The organism is Pseudomonas sivasensis (assembly GCF_021391435.1).
Taxonomy (GTDB): Bacteria; Pseudomonadota; Gammaproteobacteria; order Pseudomonadales; family Pseudomonadaceae; genus Aquipseudomonas; species Aquipseudomonas sivasensis.
The window spans coordinates 5,608,074-5,624,406 of the sequence record NZ_CP090029.1; the positions used below are offsets into that span (position 1 = coordinate 5,608,074).

Consider the following 16,333-nt stretch of genomic DNA (forward strand, 5'->3'; position numbering starts at 1 on the left):
GCATCATCCATGAACAGGCCCTGCACAATCGTTGAATGGGGTAAATAGCGCGGGATTGGATCACGTCAGTGATGGCAATTCAACAGCATTTGTAACTCCATGCGTCCTTCAGAACCGTCCGTAGGACGCTCGAAACTTTCTCCAGCCGCCAGCAGTCAGCCATTACATGAAGCCAAGCCCCACTCTTCACAGGAATACACATGACTGCGATCCCCGACTGGGTGCCCGTTACCCCCAGCGTCGCCATCACGCGCTTTACAGTGCTGACGGTCAATATCCACAAGGGCTTCACCGCCCTGAACCGACGCTTCATCCTGCCCGAGCTGCGAGAAGCGGTGCGCAGCGTGGGCGCAGACATGGTGTTCCTGCAGGAAATCCATGGCACCCACGAGCGCCATCCGCAGCGCTACAGCGACTGGCCGAACATGCCGCAGTACGAGTTTCTGGCCGACAGTATCTGGCCGCAGTTCGCTTACGGGCGTAACGCGGTTTATCCCCATGGCGACCACGGCAATGCGCTGCTGTCGAAATTCCAGATCGTGAGCTACGACAACCTCGACATCTCCCAAAGCGGCCATGAAAACCGTGGCCTGCTGCATTGCGTGTTGCGCTTGCCGGGCAGCGGGCAGGAAGTGCACGCAATCTGTATCCACCTGGGCTTGCGCGAGGTGCATCGCCAGCAGCAATTGCGTTTGCTGGAGCAGCGCATCCGCGAGATTCCCGCCGATGCGCCGTTGGTGGTCGCCGGCGATTTCAACGACTGGCGCCAGCGGGCCGATTTGAGCCAAAGCGGCCTCACCGAGGTGTTCGTGCACACCCTTGGCAAACCGGCGCGCACCTTCCCGGCACGCCTGCCGTTGCTGCCGCTGGACCGCATTTATGTGCGCAACGTGAAGGTTCACAACCCACAGGTGCTGACCACACGGCCGTGGTCCCATCTTTCAGACCATGTGCCGCTGTCGGTGGAGATTGAGCTATGAACGTTGCGGTCGAGCATATCTCTACCGACCAGCCGCCGGACGAAACCAAGGCACGCGACCTGGATTACGGCTGGCAGAGCGGTAATCAGGTCGAGTTGCTGGAGAACGGCGAAGCGTACTTTCCCAAGGTATTCGAGGCGCTGCGCCAAGCCCGGCGCGAGATCCTGCTGGAGACCTTTATCCTTTTCGAGGACAAGGTTGGCCATGAGCTGCAACGTATCCTGATCGAGGCGGCGCAGCGTGGGGTCAAGGTCGTGGTCAGCCTGGATGGCTTTGGCTGTGGCGAGCTGAGCGCGGGGTTTCTCGGTGAGCTGGCCGAGGCCGGCGTGACGGTGCAGATGTTCGATCCGGCGTCCAAGACGCTGGGGATTCGCACAAACTGGTTCCGCCGCCTGCACCGCAAGATTGTGGTGGTGGACGCCACCGTGGGGTTTATCGGCGGGATCAACTTCTCTGCTGATCACTTGGGGGATTTCGGCCCCGAGGCCAAACAGGATTACGCGGTGCAGGTAATTGGCCCGGCGGTGGCAGACTTGCATCACTTTGCCTTGGCGCAAAGTGGCCGCCAGGTGCGCACGCGGCGCGGGTGGCGACGGCGCCAGCAGCGGCCTTCAGCGTGGTCGAGCGAGCACGGCGACGGCCTGGTACGGTTGATTTACCGTGACAACCTGCAACACCGCGACGATATCGAAGAAGCGTATATCCATGCCCTGAGCAAGGCCCAACACCGAGCGGTGATCGCCAACGCGTATTTCTTCCCCGGCTACCGCCTGCTGCGGGAAATCCGCAACGCCGCGCGCCGCGGCGTGCATGTGCAGTTGATCATGCAGGGCCAACCCGACGTGCTGCTGGCCAAACTGGCAGCACGCATGCTCTACGACTACCTGCTCAAAGACGGCGTAGTGATTCACGAATACTGCCAGCGCCCGCTGCACGGCAAAGTCGCCTTGGTGGATGACGAGTGGAGCACTGTAGGTTCGAGCAACTTGGACCCGTTGAGCCTGGCACTGAATCTGGAAGCCAACGTGTTGATTCGCGACCGCGCGTTTAATCAGCAACTGTACGAGCGCCTCGAAGTGCTCAGTAAAAATCACTGCCAGACCATGCCGGAAAACCGCAAGCCACGCCTGTGGTTATGGCGATTGACCGTCGGCTTCCTGGTGTTCCATGTGATGCGCCATTTCCCCGCGCTGACCGGTTGGCTGCCTGCGCACAAACCGCGCTTGAAACCCTTCGTGCATGAGGAACAGCGCCATGAAAGCTGAGCGTTTCAAGCGTTGGAAGAAGCCCCTGACCATCGCCTTCTTCCTGCTGCTGATCGTGCTGTTCACCCTGCTCGCCCGCAGGATCGACTGGAGCGAGGTGGTCCAGACGCTGGGTGATTTCAAACTGCGTACCTTGCTGATAGCAGGCGCGTTGACCCTGTGCAGCTTTATCGTCTACGCCTGCTTCGACCTGATCGGCCGCACCTACATCCGCCAGCCATTGCGCTGGAAGCAGATTCTGCCGGTGGGCATCATCAGCTACGCGTTCAACCTCAACCTCAGCGCGTGGGTCGGCGGCATAGCCATGCGCTATCGGCTGTATTCGCGGTTGGGCGTGAGCACCGGCAATATCGCCAAGATTCTGGGCCTGAGCCTGGCCACCAATTGGTTTGGCTACATGGCGCTGGCCGGCGCGGTTTTCAGCAGCGGGCTGGTGACCATGCCGCCGGGCTGGAAGCTGAGCAGCGGCGCGCTGCAAGGGGTGGGTGTATTGCTGGTGTTGGCCAGCCTGGGCTACCTGGCGGCCTGCCAATTTTCGAAAAAACGCGCGTGGTCGATCCGAGGCATCGAGATCAACCTCCCATCGCTGCGCATGGCCTGCTTGCAACTGGCGTTGGGCGCGTTGAACTGGTCGCTGATGGCGGCGGTGATTTTTACCCTGCTACCCGCCAAGTTGGACTATCCGCTGGTACTGGGTGTGTTGTTGATCAGCGCGATTGCCGGCGTAGTCACCCATATCCCAGCCGGGCTTGGGGTGCTGGAAGCGGTGTTTATCGGGCTGTTACAGCATGAGGCGTCGCGGGGCAGTTTGCTGGCGGGGTTGATTGCGTATCGGGCGATCTACTTCATCTGCCCGCTGCTGATTGCACTGGTGATGTACTTGGGCGTGGAAGCCAAGGCCAAGGCGTTGCGGGTGAAGAAAACACCCGCCTGAACGCACTACTGGGATTGGATGATGCTCAACCGCTCGCCGACCACCATCTCGGTGATCCAGTCCACCAAGATCGAGGTGTAGGCCTGTTGGGACACCGGATCGCTGAGGGAGTGGTCAGCGCCATCGATGATGCGGTGAGTCAGGGAATGGGTCTGCTGGCACGCAGCGCGGTAACTCATGATGGTGGCGTGGGGCACATGGTCATCGGTTTCCGATTCGACAATCAGCACATCACCGGTAAACGCCGCACAAGCATGTAAGGCGCGGTTGGTCTCGGCATGCACCAAGGTGCTGCGGTAATCCATCAAATCGACCTTATCCAGATCGCGCTTGGGCTTGAGCCATTCCTGATCGCGGTACAACGCCGGCACACGCAGCGCCAGCCAGCGTACCGGGCGCAGCGAGGTGAGGATTGCAGCCAGGTAGCCGCCATAACTGGTGCCCACGACCGCCACCGCCGAGGTGTCGATGGCAGGATGGGCGAGCAGCCGGTCATACGCCGCCAGCAGGTCCCGCAGGTTGTCTTCGCGGGTGACGCGGTTCAATGGAATACCGTTGCCAGCATGGCCGCGCAGGTCGAAGGTCAGGCACACACACCCCAGGCCGGCGATGCCTTTGGCCCGCTCCAGATCCCGCTCTTGGCTACCGCCCCAGCCGTGCACAAACAACACGCCCGGCACTTTGGATTTAGGGCTCAGAAACGTGCCGCTCATTTGTTCGTCGTCGATATCGATGGAAATGGTTTCACTTCTAGCCGTCATAAGATTTAACCGTCACGTACTTGAGAAGAAAGTCGCTGTTTTCCGCGGGGCCGCGGTACACCTCAATGGCATCCGCCGGCAGCGCTTGGTCCACGTAGGTTTCTACCGAGGACACATGAATGGCTTTAAGGCCCGGGTGGTTGATGAAGCTCTGCAGCGCCGCGACTTCCGCGCTGCTGGCGCCGCCCATGCGCCAGGATTGTTCGAGCACGCCACTGCGACGCTGGCCGTGGTTATCCAAACCTTGAGCGATGTCGTAGTTGCGCCGTGAGGCATAGAAGCCGGGGTAGGCTTCATCAGCTGCCGTGTCGAAGACCTGCGCTTGCTCGATGGCCAGGCGTACGTCCTCGGGCAGATCGAGCTTAAGCAAGTCTTCGTAATAACCGGGTACGACCAGCAGCTCGGATCCGCCATAGACACCTTCGCCCTCCCCGTCTTCAGTCAGGTATTGCTCGCCGCAATAGCTGAACACGTGATCGCCGATAAAACTCTGGCCCACGCTATGGGTGACCACATCATGCAGGTCCTGCTCCAACACCACGCCTTCGTCGAACAATTGCACGGCCTCAGGTCGGGCCAGCACGACTTTGAAGGCATCGAGGCTGTGGATAACTTCCTGGCCGCGTCCAGCGCAGGCGTGCACTGGTTTCAGGCGAATGGGCCCGTCGTTGAGCAAACGGGTGGCAGCGGGCAGTGCGTCTTCGAGCGCGAATACACTGAGGCCTTCCAACACGACTTTTTTTACCCGCTCGCAGAACAACGACGACCACCCCTCTGGCGCCTTGGCCTCAGGGCTTAACAAACCATGGCTGATGGCTTTGGTGCAGATGAAGTCGTGATCGACATAGCCGCCCCACAGATCTTCGGGGCCTTTGACGTTAAGGGCGCGGGCCTGCGCCGGGCCCACAAGGGTTTGCGTTGGCAGTAAATACAGCTCACGGCCAGCATGTTTTTGCGGATCGTAGCTGCCACCGAATTTAAGCCCCAGAATTTGCGCCAGCCAGCGGGCCAGGGCGAGGTTTGTGTCGACTTCATGCTGAGGTGCGCCCTCTCGTGTGGAGTAAGCGACCACCCATTTTTTGCGTTGTGTCGGGGTCATGCGTCCCCCTTGGCCGTCCGGCCATGTGTGTATCAAGAAGGCTGCAGGGATCAGGCCAAAACACGGAGGGGCGGGACCGGTTTGAAATCAATCAGTTACTGAAAAACCGATGGCATTTGGCCTGTTTTATTCTGCACGACGAGGCGTCAAGTGCGCGGCGTTCTGCACGATTCACACGCCAAAACGGCTGCGATAATCACTGGGCGCCAGACCTGTGATTTTCTTGAAAATGGCGCGAAAGGCGCTGGGATCCTGATAGCCCACGGTCCAGGCGATATGGTCGATGGTGCCGTTGGTGAACTCCAACATCTGCCGCGCCTTGCCCACACGCAGGTGCTGGCAGTATTCGGTGGGTTTCAAGCCAGTGGCGCCGCGAAAGCGCCGCAGGAAAGTACGTTCTTCCAACCCCGCCTCTTGCGCCATGGTCGCGACGGACACATCTACCGCCCCGCTGGCTTGCAACCAATGTTGAACCTTGAGAATGGCCGCGTCGCCATGACCGAGGATCGGCGCAAAGTTACTGCCGCACTGGCTGGCGCTGTCGCTGTGTTCGATGACCAAGAACCGCGCGGTGTCGGCAGCGATGCTCGGCCCCATGAGACGGTCAACCAGACGCAGGCCCAGTTCGGACCACGCCATCAGCCCGGCCGTAGTAATCAGGTCGCCGTCATCGACAATAGGTTTGTCCGCCTCCAGGCGCACGGAGGGGTAACGTGCGGCAAAAGACTTGGCGGAAGACCAATGGGTAGTAGCGCTGCGCCCATCCAGCAAGCCACTGCGCGCCAGCATGATCGAGCCGATACAGACGCCACCGAGTACGGTCCCCGTCGCGTGCTGCTGACGAAGCCACTCCAGCAGCGCAGGCGGCGCTTGTTCTTCGGTGAACTCACCAATCGACGGGGGCACCAGCACGGCCATCATCGGCTGGTCGGGGCCTGGGTGGCTGTCGAATACCCTTTTCGGCGAGCCATCGGCACTTACCTGCCAATGACTGATACGCAGCAGCGGCAGTTGTGCAGACTGATGCTCGGCCGCAATCCGGTTGGCCACGCCGAACAGGTCGGTCAGGCCATGCACGGCGGCCAATTGCGCCCCTTCGTAGATCAACACGCCCAGCTCAACAACAGCCATTGTCAGTTTTCCCCCTGTTATTGTCGGTGCAGCCAATCCCCGGCGCCGGCGCCAGCTAAGATACTGGGCCCATCAACCCATCACGAGGCAATACCCATGGCCAAGCAAGCGCTCATCCTAATCGATATCCAGAACGACTACTTCCCCCAGGGCAAGTGGCCGCTTGATGGTGTGGAAGCTGCGGCGGACAAGGCTGCGCAGGTGCTCAAGGCGTTCCGCCAGGCAGGTGATGCGGTGATTCATGTGCGCCATGAATTCACGTCCGAAGATGCACCGTTCTTCACGCCTGGGTCACAAGGCGCGCAGTTGCATCCAAAGGTACTGAACGAAAGCAATGAGCCTGTGGTGCTTAAACATTTCGTGAACTCGTTTCGTGAAACCAATCTGCGCGCCTTGCTGGAACAACGCAGCATCACCGAACTGGTGGTGGTCGGCAGCATGAGCCATATGTGCGTCGATGCCGTGGTGCGGGCCGCAGCGGATCTGGGCTACAAGGTCACGGTGATTCATGATGCCTGCGCCACCCGCGATCAGGAGTTCAACGGGCAGGTGATTCCGGCCGCGCAGGTGCATGGCGCGTACATGGCCTCGTTGGCGTTTGGGTATGCGGGCGTGGTGTCGGCGGAGGAGTATTTGAAGGCGCAAGCAGCGGCGGCGTAAACGCTGCTTGCCTGGGTGTTTTAGCGGGTCGCGATAATAAAGAGGCGCGGGAACGGCAGTAACACGGTGCCATCGGCCAGGGCTGGATACGCCTGGGCAATCCGCGCCTGATATTCCTGTAGAAAGGCGGCTTTTTCACCATCGGTCAAAGGCGCAAGGAATGGACGCAATCCCGTGCCCTTGAACCACTCCACCACAGCCCCGTGATCCGCCAACGGGTGCAGGTAGGTCGTGCGCCATACGTCAACGGCAGCGCAGTGCTTGCTCAGCAACTCGTAGTAGTAGCTCGCCGCGTACCGCTCATTGTGTTTGACCGTACCAAGCTTTGCAGACCACGGGCCCTCAGCCGCGACTTCACGCGCAAGCCGGTGTGCAGGCTCATCGAGGTTGTCCGGGGTTTGCACTGCCAGCGTGCCGCCGGGCGTCAGTTGGTTGACCAGATGAGGGTAAAGCGTGCTGTGGTTGGGCACCCATTGCAGCGAAGCGTTGGCCAGGATCACGTCGAATTTTTGCGCGGGACTCCAGGCGCCGATATCGGCCAGTTCAAAGCTCAATTCCGGCAGGCGTTTGCGGGCGTCGATCAACATATCGTCGGAGCTGTCCATGCCGATGACATGTGCTTGAGGGAAGCGCTCGGCCAGCACTTCAGTGGAGTTGCCAGGGCCGCAACCCAGGTCAACGGCGGTTTTCACGTCACTATTTGGAATGGCTGCAACCAAGTCACGGACCGGACGGGTGCGTTGTTGCTCGAACATCGTGTACTGCTTGGCAGACCAGGTCATCGCGGCTTTCCTTGTTCTTTGGAAGGGGCTACAGCCTAAATCGTGTGACCCATGAGGACAAATGCCAGGGCCGGAGATCTTCTATGCCGTCATTTCATCCGCTTCAGAAAACTCATGTACGGATCGCCATTGAGGATGAAGTCTTCGCGCATCCGGCCGTCAAGCATGGGTTCAAGACTGGTAGGGGTGAGTAATTTGTGCTTTGGGAGACGAAACGCCTGTTCATGGTCCGAGTAGGTATACCGTTGGAAATGCAGCGCATTGCCTATCCAGTGGACGTCGTTGTAGAGGTAATGCCAGTTTTTGTCACTGGGCGTACTCAGGTAAAAAACCCCGTTCACATCTCGGGTAATTTCATACATCACAAAATTACTGGAGCTCCATTTGCCGACGTAGCGGTCCATACCCGGATGGTCGGGAATGGCTGGGGCAGCGACGAAATCACTGTCAGTGTAGGGCGTACTCCGGGCCTGCTCGGCCTTGAGCTGAGGGTAGCGTTCGCACACAGAATCGATGCTGTCGACTTTTTCAAGGTCGTACCTGATTTCCATGCCATCCGTTCGGGAAGTGAACTGCATGGCCTCGGGAGAAAAGGTCAGCACCTTCAGCTCAATGGTTTTGGTCGGTAATATCATGTTGATTACCTCCCCATTGTCAGCCACGGAATAAGCGACCACGTTCGTCGGTTCCCGAGTTGATTTCACGCAGTCGAAAGCGTGCATCAACAATTGGCCATCGGACCTGAACTCAGCCACGGTCGTTTGACCTTCGTTCAATGCCTGCATGGCCCAGAGGCCGACAATCAGGTTTTTTGAAGCCTTTGGCTCAGCGTGTAACGCGGTGCAGCCGGCCGCCAAAACGACGGCCAATACGTAGCGCAGCAGTGTGTTCGACACGATGTTCATCCATGACTGTGTGGGTCGGCGGTTCTCAATGCGAACCTACAAACAAAAAAGCCCCAAGAGCAGGGCTCATGGGGCTTTTCGGGAAAGCTTAACGGATTGCTCCGAGCGATATCCTAGAAAGGAATATCGTCATCAAAGCTATCGAAATCCGGAGCCGGTTGCGGAGCGGCCTGTTGTGGCGCTGGACGCGACTCACGCTGTGGCTGCTGGCTTGGCTGTGGACGCGACTGCTGTGGACGCGGTGCCGAGTTGGACATGCCGCCCTGGCCCTGTTGATCGCCTTGTGGACGACCGCCCAGCAGTTGCATGGTGCCTTGCATGTCGACCACGATTTCAGTGGTGTAACGCTTGATGCCGTCTTTTTCCCACTCGCGGGTCTGCAGTTTGCCTTCGATGTAGACCTGCGAACCTTTGCGCAGGTATTCGCCGGCGATCTCTGCAACCTTGCCAAACATCGACACACGGTGCCACTCGGTTTTCTCGACCTTCTGGCCGGTTTGCTTGTCGGTCCACTGTTCGCTGGTCGCCAGACTCAGGTTGGTCACGGCGTTACCGTTAGGCAAGTAGCGAACTTCGGGATCCTGGCCGCATGTACCGACCAATATGACTTTGTTAACCCCACGGGCCATAACGTTCTCCTAAGCTGGGCGCGCTGTCGGCACTGGATTGACCAGTTGCTCAAGCGTCGCGCGATCCAATAATTCGGTGTCCAATTTGATGTAAATGGCCGCCTCTTCAGCGACCACGACTGCATCTGTTACCCCTACGACTGCCTTCAGGCGCTCTACCAGACCGCTTTCACGGATCGCCTCAGGCGATAGCGGCAAACGCAGACTTGTGACGTAGGGAGGTTCGCGCATGGTAACAGCAAAGACCAGCCAAAGTGCAGCAAGCCCGGCGCATCCGAGGAACACAACCGACAAACCGCCATGCTGGAACATCCAGCCGCCCATGATGCCGCCCAACGCCGAGCCAAGGAACTGGCTGGTGGAATACACCCCCATGGCCGTGCCTTTGCCACCCGCCGGTGAAACTTTACTGATCAGCGAAGGCAATGAAGCCTCCAGCAGGTTGAACGCGGTAAAAAACACCACCGTCCCGATCACAAGCGCCCGAAGGCTGTCGCCGAACTGCCAGAAGAATAGTTCAGTGAGCATCAATGTCGCGACGGCGCCCAGGAGAACTCGTTTCATTTTGCGTTTCTTCTCGCCGTAGATGATGAACGGAATCATGGCGAAGAACGAAATCAGCAGAGCAGTGAGGTAGACCCACCAGTGCTGCTCCTTGGGCAGCCCGGCTTTTTCCACCAGGGCCAGGGGCAAGGCGACGAAGCTGCACATCAGCATTGCGTGTAATACGAAGATACCTAAATCCAGACGCAGCAGGTCTGGGTGCTTGAGCGTCGGCAACAACGCCTTGCGTGCGACACCCGACTCCCGGTGCTGCAACGTGCCGGTGGAGCGCGGCACCATAAAGGCCACGATCACGATCCCGAACAACGCCATGCCGCCGGTGGCCAGGAATAAGCCGTGCAGGCCGAAAGCACGAGTCAGCAAGGGACCGACCACCATGGCCACCGCAAACGACAGGCCAATGGTCATGCCGATCATGGCCATGGCCTTGGTGCGGTGTTGTTCGCGGGTCAGGTCAGAGAGGAGCGCCATCACCGCAGCGGAGATCGCCCCAGCACCTTGCAGGATACGCCCGGCGATCACACCCCAGATGGAATCGGACTGCGCCGCGAGCACACTGCCGAGGGCGAAGACGATCAGCCCGAGGTAAATCACCGGACGACGGCCAATGCGGTCGGAAATGATCCCAAAGGGGATCTGAAAAATCGCCTGGGTCAGGCCGTAGGCGCCAATCGCCAGGCCGATCAGTGCGGGGGTCGCGCCTGCCAGATCCATTCCATAGGTCGCCAGTACCGGCAACACCATGAACATGCCAAGCATACGGAACGCGAACACCAGGGCCAGACCGCTTGCTGCTCGGGTCTCGCCGCTACTCATGCGTTCGCTGTGGGGATCGTGCATGGAAAAACCTCGTGTGAACCGGCGGCGATTCTACCAGTCCCATCGATTGAGAGGGTATATGCGGCGCTTTGCCGCGCAGCTTTCATGTAAGGCTGCACCCGGCACTTTGACAGTGTATATTCATCCAGTCTTTAGCCGTATACTCCGGCATTATTTACGCCCGCCGTGCGAGGCCATCTTGGACAAGATCCTGATTCGTGGGGCTAGAACCCACAACCTGAAGAACATCGACCTGACCCTGCCCCGGGACAAACTGATTGTCATCACCGGCTTGTCCGGCTCGGGCAAATCGTCCCTGGCGTTCGACACGCTGTATGCCGAAGGTCAGCGCCGCTATGTGGAATCGCTGTCGGCCTATGCTCGGCAGTTCCTGTCGATGATGGAAAAGCCTGACGTCGACACCATCGAAGGTCTGTCGCCGGCGATTTCCATCGAACAGAAGTCGACCTCCCACAACCCACGCTCCACCGTGGGCACCATCACCGAAATCTACGACTACCTGCGCCTTCTGTACGCGCGGGTAGGTATTCCCCGCTGCCCGGACCACGACATTCCGCTGGAAGCCCAGACCGTCAGCCAGATGGTCGACTTGGTACTGGCGCAGCCGGAAGGCGCCAAGCTGATGCTGCTGGCCCCGGTGATTCGCGAGCGTAAGGGCGAGCACCTTTCTGTTTTCGAAGAGCTACGTGCCCAGGGTTTTGTACGCGCACGCATCAACGGCAAGCTGTATGAGCTGGATGAAGCGCCAAAGCTCGACAAGCAGAAGAAGCATTCGATCGATGTAGTGGTCGACCGTTTCAAAGTGCGCGCCGACCTGCAGCAGCGTCTGGCCGAGTCATTCGAAACCGCGCTGAAACTGGCGGACGGTATTGCCCTGGTGGCGCCGATGGATGACGAGCCGGGTGAAGAGATCATCTTCTCCGCACGCTTTGCCTGCCCGATCTGTGGCCATGCCATCAGCGAGCTGGAACCCAAGCTTTTTTCCTTCAACAACCCGGCCGGCGCTTGCCCGACCTGCGATGGTCTTGGGGTAAAGCAGTTCTTCGACATCAAACGCCTGGTCAACGGCGAGCTGACGTTGGCGGAGGGGGCAATACGCGGCTGGGACAGGCGTAATGTCTACTACTTCCAGATGCTGGGTTCACTGGCGTCTCACTATAAATTCAGCCTTGAAGTGCCATTCAACCAACTGCCGGCAGATCAGCAGAAGGTCATCCTTAATGGCAGTGGCTCGCAGAACGTCGACTTTAAATACCTGAACGACCGTGGCGACATCGTCAAGCGCTCCCACCCGTTCGAAGGCATCGTGCCGAACTTGGAGCGGCGCTACCGCGAGACCGAATCGGCGAGCGTGCGCGAAGAGTTGGCGAAATTCCTCAGCACTCAACCTTGCCCGGATTGCCGTGGCACTCGCCTGCGTCGTGAGGCGCGGCATGTATGGGTGGGCGAGAAGACGCTGCCGGCAGTGACCAATCTGCCGATTGGCGATGCCTGTGAATACTTCGGCGTCCTCAAGCTGACAGGACGCCGTGGGGAGATTGCCGACAAAATCCTCAAGGAAATCCGTGAGCGGTTGCAGTTCCTGGTTAACGTGGGCCTGGATTATCTTTCGCTGGATCGCAGTGCCGATACTCTGTCGGGCGGTGAAGCGCAGCGTATTCGCCTGGCCAGCCAGATTGGTGCCGGGCTGGTAGGCGTTTTGTACATCCTTGATGAGCCGTCCATTGGTTTGCACCAACGAGATAACGACCGACTGTTGGGTACGCTGAAACACCTGCGGGATATCGGCAATACGGTAATCGTAGTCGAGCACGACGAAGACGCGATTCGCCTGGCGGATTATGTGGTCGATATTGGCCCAGGTGCCGGCGTACATGGTGGGCATATTGTTGCCGAGGGTACGCCGGCCGAAGTCATGGCTCACCCGGACTCGTTGACCGGCAAGTACTTGTCTGGCCGCGTGAAGATTGAGGTACCGGCTAAACGCACGCCGCGTAACAAGAAGATGGCGCTACACCTCAAAGGTGCACGCGGGAACAACCTGCGTAATGTCGACCTGGAGATTCCGCTGGGCTTGCTGACCTGTGTGACTGGTGTTTCCGGATCGGGCAAGTCGACACTGATCAACAACACGCTGTTCCCACTGAGCGCAACCGCCCTGAACGGTGCAACCACCCTGGAAGCGGCGGCACATGACAGCATCAAAGGCCTGGAGCATTTAGACAAGGTCGTCGACATCGACCAAAGCCCGATTGGCCGCACACCGCGTTCTAACCCAGCGACCTACACTGGGCTGTTCACACCGATTCGCGAGCTGTTCGCCGGTGTTCCGGAGTCACGCTCGCGTGGATATGGTCCTGGCCGGTTCTCGTTCAACGTCAAGGGCGGGCGCTGTGAGGCGTGCCAAGGCGATGGCCTGATTAAAGTGGAGATGCACTTCCTGCCGGATATTTATGTGCCGTGCGACGTATGTAAGAGCAAGCGCTATAACCGCGAAACCCTGGAGATCAAGTACAAGGGCAAGAACATCCACGAAACCCTGGAGATGACCATCGAGGAAGCTCGCGTGTTCTTCGACGCGGTTCCAGCATTGGCGCGCAAGCTGCAAACGCTGATGGATGTAGGCCTGTCGTATATCAAGCTGGGACAGTCGGCGACCACGCTGTCCGGGGGTGAGGCGCAGCGGGTGAAGCTGTCTCGCGAGCTGTCCAAGCGCGATACGGGCAAGACTCTGTATATCCTCGATGAGCCGACCACGGGCCTTCACTTCGCAGATATCCAGCAACTGCTGGACGTGCTTCACCGATTGCGCGACCACGGCAACACTGTGGTCGTGATTGAGCACAACCTTGATGTGATCAAGACTGCTGACTGGTTGGTGGACCTAGGGCCGGAAGGCGGTTCCAAGGGTGGCCAGATCATCGCGGTAGGTACACCGGAGCAAGTCTCCGAAATGCCGCAGTCCCACACCGGTTACTACTTGAAGCCGCTGTTGGAGCGTGATCGGGCCTGATGTATGCCCCATAAAAAAGCCCCTGTCACTTTGCGGTGACAGGGGCTTTTTAGTAGCCGGAAATCAGAACTGCGATTGCAGATAATTCTCCAGCCCTACCAACTTGATCAGGCCCAACTGCTTTTCCAGCCAGTAGGTGTGATCTTCTTCGGTGTCGTTTAACTGCACACGCAGGATTTCCCGCGTGACGAAGTCGCTGTGCTGCTCGCAGAGCTCGATGCCCTTGCAGAGCGCAGCACGCACCTTGTACTCAAGGCGAAGATCGGCTGCGAGCATGTCAGGTACGCTGGTGCCCACGTCCAGATCATCGGGACGCATGCGCGGCGTGCCTTCGAGCATCAGGATACGACGCATCAGCGCGTCAGCGTGCTGTGCCTCTTCTTCCATCTCGTGGTTGATACGCTCATAGAGTTCGGTAAAACCCCAGTCTTCGTACATACGCGAGTGGATGAAATATTGGTCACGAGCTGCCAGTTCGCCCGTCAGCAACGTGTTGAGGTAATCGATTACGTCGGGGTGACCTTGCATCGCCCTACATCTCCCTGCTTGAAAGTCTGTAGTTTGAACCATGATGACTCGGAGGTCACGGGACTAACGGCATAAAAGTGAACATTTCCGGAGAAAAGTAGCGGAAATAACGCAAAAACCGCCCAAATGAGGGCGGTTCTGCTTATCGTTTAGAGTCAGTTAAGCGATACACCCAATGCCTTTGCGATTGCTTCTCCATATGCAGGGTCCGCTTTGTAGAAGTGCGCCAATTGACGCTGAACCACATCATTGGAAACCCCAGCCATTGCACCCGCGATGTTATTGGTGAGCAGGGCTTTCTGATCATCGTTCATCAGGCGGAACAGCGCCCCGGCGTGGCTGTAGTAGTCAGTGTCTTCCCGATGATCGTAACGATCAGCGGCACCGCTCAGGGCCAAGGCTGGCTCGGCGTACTGCGGAGCTTGCTTAGGTGCATCGGCGTAGCTGTTTGGCTCGTAGTTAGGGGCGGCACCACCGTTGTTGCCGAAAGCCATCGACCCGTCACGCTGGTAGCTATTTACCGGGTTGCGCGGCGCATTTACCGGCAACTGCTGGTGATTGGTGCCAACACGGTAGCGGTGGGCATCAGCGTAGGCAAAAACCCGACCTTGCAGCATGCGGTCTGGGGACAGGCCAACACCTGGGACCATATTGCTCGGGCCGAATGCTGCCTGCTCAACTTCAGCAAAGTAGTTTTGCGGGTTGCGATTGAGCTCAAGCTCACCAACTTCGATCAACGGAAATTCCTTCTGCGACCAGGTTTTGGTCACGTCGAAAGGATTCTCGTAGTGAGCGTTAGCTTGGGCTTCAGTCATGATCTGGATGCAGACGCGCCATTTCGGGAAATCACCGCGCTCGATCGCACCGAACAGATCACGCTGGGCGTAATCGGGGTCGGTACCGGCCAAGCGTGCAGCATCGGCTGGAGCCAGATTCTTGATCCCCTGCTTGGTTTTGTAGTGCCATTTCACCCAGTGACGCTCACCATTAGCATTGATCAGGCTGTAAGTGTGGCTGCCAAAGCCGTGCATGTGACGGTAGCCGTCTGGAATGCCACGGTCCGAAAACAAGATGGTCACTTGGTGCAGCGCCTCAGGGGAGTGCGACCAAAAGTCCCACATCATCTGTGCGCTTTTGAGATTGCTTTGCGGCAGACGCTTCTGAGTGTGAATGAAGTCAGGGAATTTCAGCGGGTCGCGAATGAAGAACACCGGAGTGTTGTTCCCCACGATGTCCCAGTTGCCTTCTTCAGTGTAGAACTTCAAGGCAAAACCACGTGGGTCGCGCTCGGTATCAGCAGAACCACGCTCACCGCCCACAGTTGAGAAGCGCAGGAAGGTCGGGGTCTGCTTACCCACAGATTCAAACAGCTTGGCGCTTGTGTACTGAGTGATGTCTTGGGTGACTGTAAACGTTCCGTAGGCACCCGACCCTTTGGCATGTACGCGGCGCTCAGGAATGTTTTCACGGTTGAAGTGAGCGAGCTTCTCGATCAGATGGAAATCGTCGAGCAACAGCGGGCCACGCGGGCCAGCAGAACGGGAATTCTGGTTATCTGCAACGGGAGCACCGCTGGCGGTAGTAAGGATTTTATTCTGGCTCATGCTCAATTTTCCTCAGGTCGGACTTAGAACTGCCGGCTAATCGGCTTGGGAGGATTATTGATCAGCAACATGACACGTACAAATTCATTAAATTTCACGCATCAATAGAAAATTACTACCAACAACCTCAACAGCATAGTGCCAAGCCCCTACCCCGAAAACTTGTACAAATCGCGCTTTTGTTACGCGCACAAAAAACCGGGCACTAGGCCCGGTTCTTTGTTATAGCTTGTCGTCTTACTCGGCGCTTACAGCTTCGCCGGCAGTAGCACGATCAACCAACTCAACGTACGCCATAGGCGCGTTGTCACCAGCGCGGAAACCGCACTTGAGGATGCGCAGGTAGCCACCCTCACGGGTAGCGTAACGCTTGCCCAGGTCGTTGAAGAGCTTACCAACGATAGCTTTCGAACGAGTACGGTCGAAAGCCAGACGGCGGTTAGCCAGGCTGTCTGTCTTAGCCAAAGTAATCAGCGGCTCAGCAACGCGACGCAGTTCTTTAGCTTTCGGCAGTGTAGTTTTGATCAGCTCGTGCTCGAACAGCGACACCGCCATGTTTTGAAACATGGCCTTGCGGTGCGAGCTGGTACGGCTCAGGTGACGACCACTTTTACGATGACGCATGGTTCATTCCTTAC

The 16,333-nt window shown here is 58.3% G+C and carries 15 protein-coding genes; 5 read left to right on the top strand and 10 right to left on the bottom strand.

What is annotated here, in order from left to right; translation table 11 throughout:
* The first annotated feature begins 200 nt into the window (after positions 1-200).
* Genes LRO94_RS25440 through LRO94_RS25450 form a run of 3 tightly spaced genes read left to right on the top strand, consistent with a single transcriptional unit; the run spans position 201 to position 3,179 of the window.
* Positions 201-980, top strand: a complete 780-nt coding sequence (locus LRO94_RS25440) for an endonuclease/exonuclease/phosphatase family protein (RefSeq protein ID WP_032884548.1) — start codon at positions 201-203, stop codon at positions 978-980.
* On the top strand, positions 977-2,245 hold the full coding sequence (gene clsB, locus LRO94_RS25445; protein WP_032884547.1) for a cardiolipin synthase ClsB: 1,269 nt from the start codon (positions 977-979) through the stop codon (positions 2,243-2,245). The genes LRO94_RS25440 and clsB overlap by 4 nt, the downstream gene beginning before the upstream one ends.
* The gene (locus tag LRO94_RS25450) at positions 2,235-3,179 is read left to right on the top strand and encodes a lysylphosphatidylglycerol synthase domain-containing protein (RefSeq protein WP_099603296.1); all 945 of its coding nucleotides are present in this window, start codon (positions 2,235-2,237) and stop codon (positions 3,177-3,179) included. The genes clsB and LRO94_RS25450 overlap by 11 nt, the downstream gene beginning before the upstream one ends.
* 5 nt (positions 3,180-3,184) lie before the next feature.
* On the opposite strand, the gene LRO94_RS25455 is transcribed toward LRO94_RS25450, so the two are convergent.
* The 3 genes from LRO94_RS25455 to LRO94_RS25465 form a co-directional block, all read right to left on the bottom strand.
* Positions 3,185-3,940, bottom strand: coding sequence for an alpha/beta hydrolase family protein (locus tag LRO94_RS25455; protein WP_032884545.1), 756 nt, complete (start codon positions 3,938-3,940; stop codon positions 3,185-3,187).
* A complete protein-coding gene (locus LRO94_RS25460; RefSeq protein WP_179179820.1) occupies positions 3,930-5,039 on the bottom strand; it encodes a DUF3182 family protein in 1,110 nt (369 codons plus the stop codon). The genes LRO94_RS25455 and LRO94_RS25460 overlap by 11 nt, the downstream gene beginning before the upstream one ends.
* A 171-nt stretch (positions 5,040-5,210) precedes the next feature.
* Positions 5,211-6,170 carry a GlxA family transcriptional regulator gene (locus LRO94_RS25465; protein WP_095186179.1) on the bottom strand — a complete coding sequence of 320 codons (960 nt, stop codon included), beginning with the start codon at positions 6,168-6,170 and terminating at the stop codon, positions 5,211-5,213.
* A 96-nt stretch (positions 6,171-6,266) separates the two neighbouring features.
* Between LRO94_RS25465 and LRO94_RS25470 the strand changes: the two genes are divergently transcribed.
* Complete coding sequence (locus LRO94_RS25470) at positions 6,267-6,830, top strand: cysteine hydrolase family protein (protein WP_032884542.1); 564 nt, start codon at positions 6,267-6,269, stop codon at positions 6,828-6,830.
* A 20-nt stretch (positions 6,831-6,850) separates the two neighbouring features.
* On the opposite strand, the gene tam is transcribed toward LRO94_RS25470, so the two are convergent.
* The 4 genes from tam to LRO94_RS25490 form a co-directional block, all read right to left on the bottom strand.
* Entirely contained in the window at positions 6,851-7,612 is a 762-nt protein-coding gene (gene tam, locus LRO94_RS25475; protein WP_095186178.1) for a trans-aconitate 2-methyltransferase, read from the bottom strand.
* A gap of 89 nt (positions 7,613-7,701) precedes the next feature.
* Positions 7,702-8,508, bottom strand: coding sequence for a hypothetical protein (locus tag LRO94_RS25480; protein ID WP_179179819.1), 807 nt, complete (start codon positions 8,506-8,508; stop codon positions 7,702-7,704).
* 122 nt (positions 8,509-8,630) lie between these two features.
* The gene (locus LRO94_RS25485) at positions 8,631-9,146 is read right to left on the bottom strand and encodes a single-stranded DNA-binding protein (protein ID WP_003232445.1); all 516 of its coding nucleotides are present in this window, start codon (positions 9,144-9,146) and stop codon (positions 8,631-8,633) included.
* 9 nt (positions 9,147-9,155) lie between these two features.
* Positions 9,156-10,550 (bottom strand): MFS transporter, encoded by a 1,395-nt coding sequence (locus LRO94_RS25490; protein WP_095186176.1) that lies wholly within the window; start codon positions 10,548-10,550, stop codon positions 9,156-9,158.
* Positions 10,551-10,728: 178 nt separating this feature from the next.
* Here LRO94_RS25490 and uvrA point away from each other — a divergent pair, with 178 nt between their 5' ends.
* Entirely contained in the window at positions 10,729-13,563 is a 2,835-nt protein-coding gene (uvrA, locus tag LRO94_RS25495; RefSeq protein WP_032884538.1) for an excinuclease ABC subunit UvrA, read from the top strand.
* A 63-nt stretch (positions 13,564-13,626) separates the two neighbouring features.
* Here the strand turns inward: uvrA and bfr are convergent, their stop codons facing one another.
* From bfr to rplQ, 3 genes are all read right to left on the bottom strand, one after another.
* Positions 13,627-14,091 (bottom strand): bacterioferritin, encoded by a 465-nt coding sequence (gene bfr / locus LRO94_RS25500; protein WP_032884537.1) that lies wholly within the window; start codon positions 14,089-14,091, stop codon positions 13,627-13,629.
* A gap of 155 nt (positions 14,092-14,246) precedes the next feature.
* The gene (locus LRO94_RS25505; protein ID WP_099603301.1) at positions 14,247-15,695 is read right to left on the bottom strand and encodes a catalase; all 1,449 of its coding nucleotides are present in this window, start codon (positions 15,693-15,695) and stop codon (positions 14,247-14,249) included.
* A gap of 237 nt (positions 15,696-15,932) precedes the next feature.
* On the bottom strand, positions 15,933-16,319 hold the full coding sequence (gene rplQ / locus LRO94_RS25510) for a 50S ribosomal protein L17 (protein ID WP_003176402.1): 387 nt from the start codon (positions 16,317-16,319) through the stop codon (positions 15,933-15,935).
* Positions 16,320-16,333 lie beyond the last annotated feature (14 nt).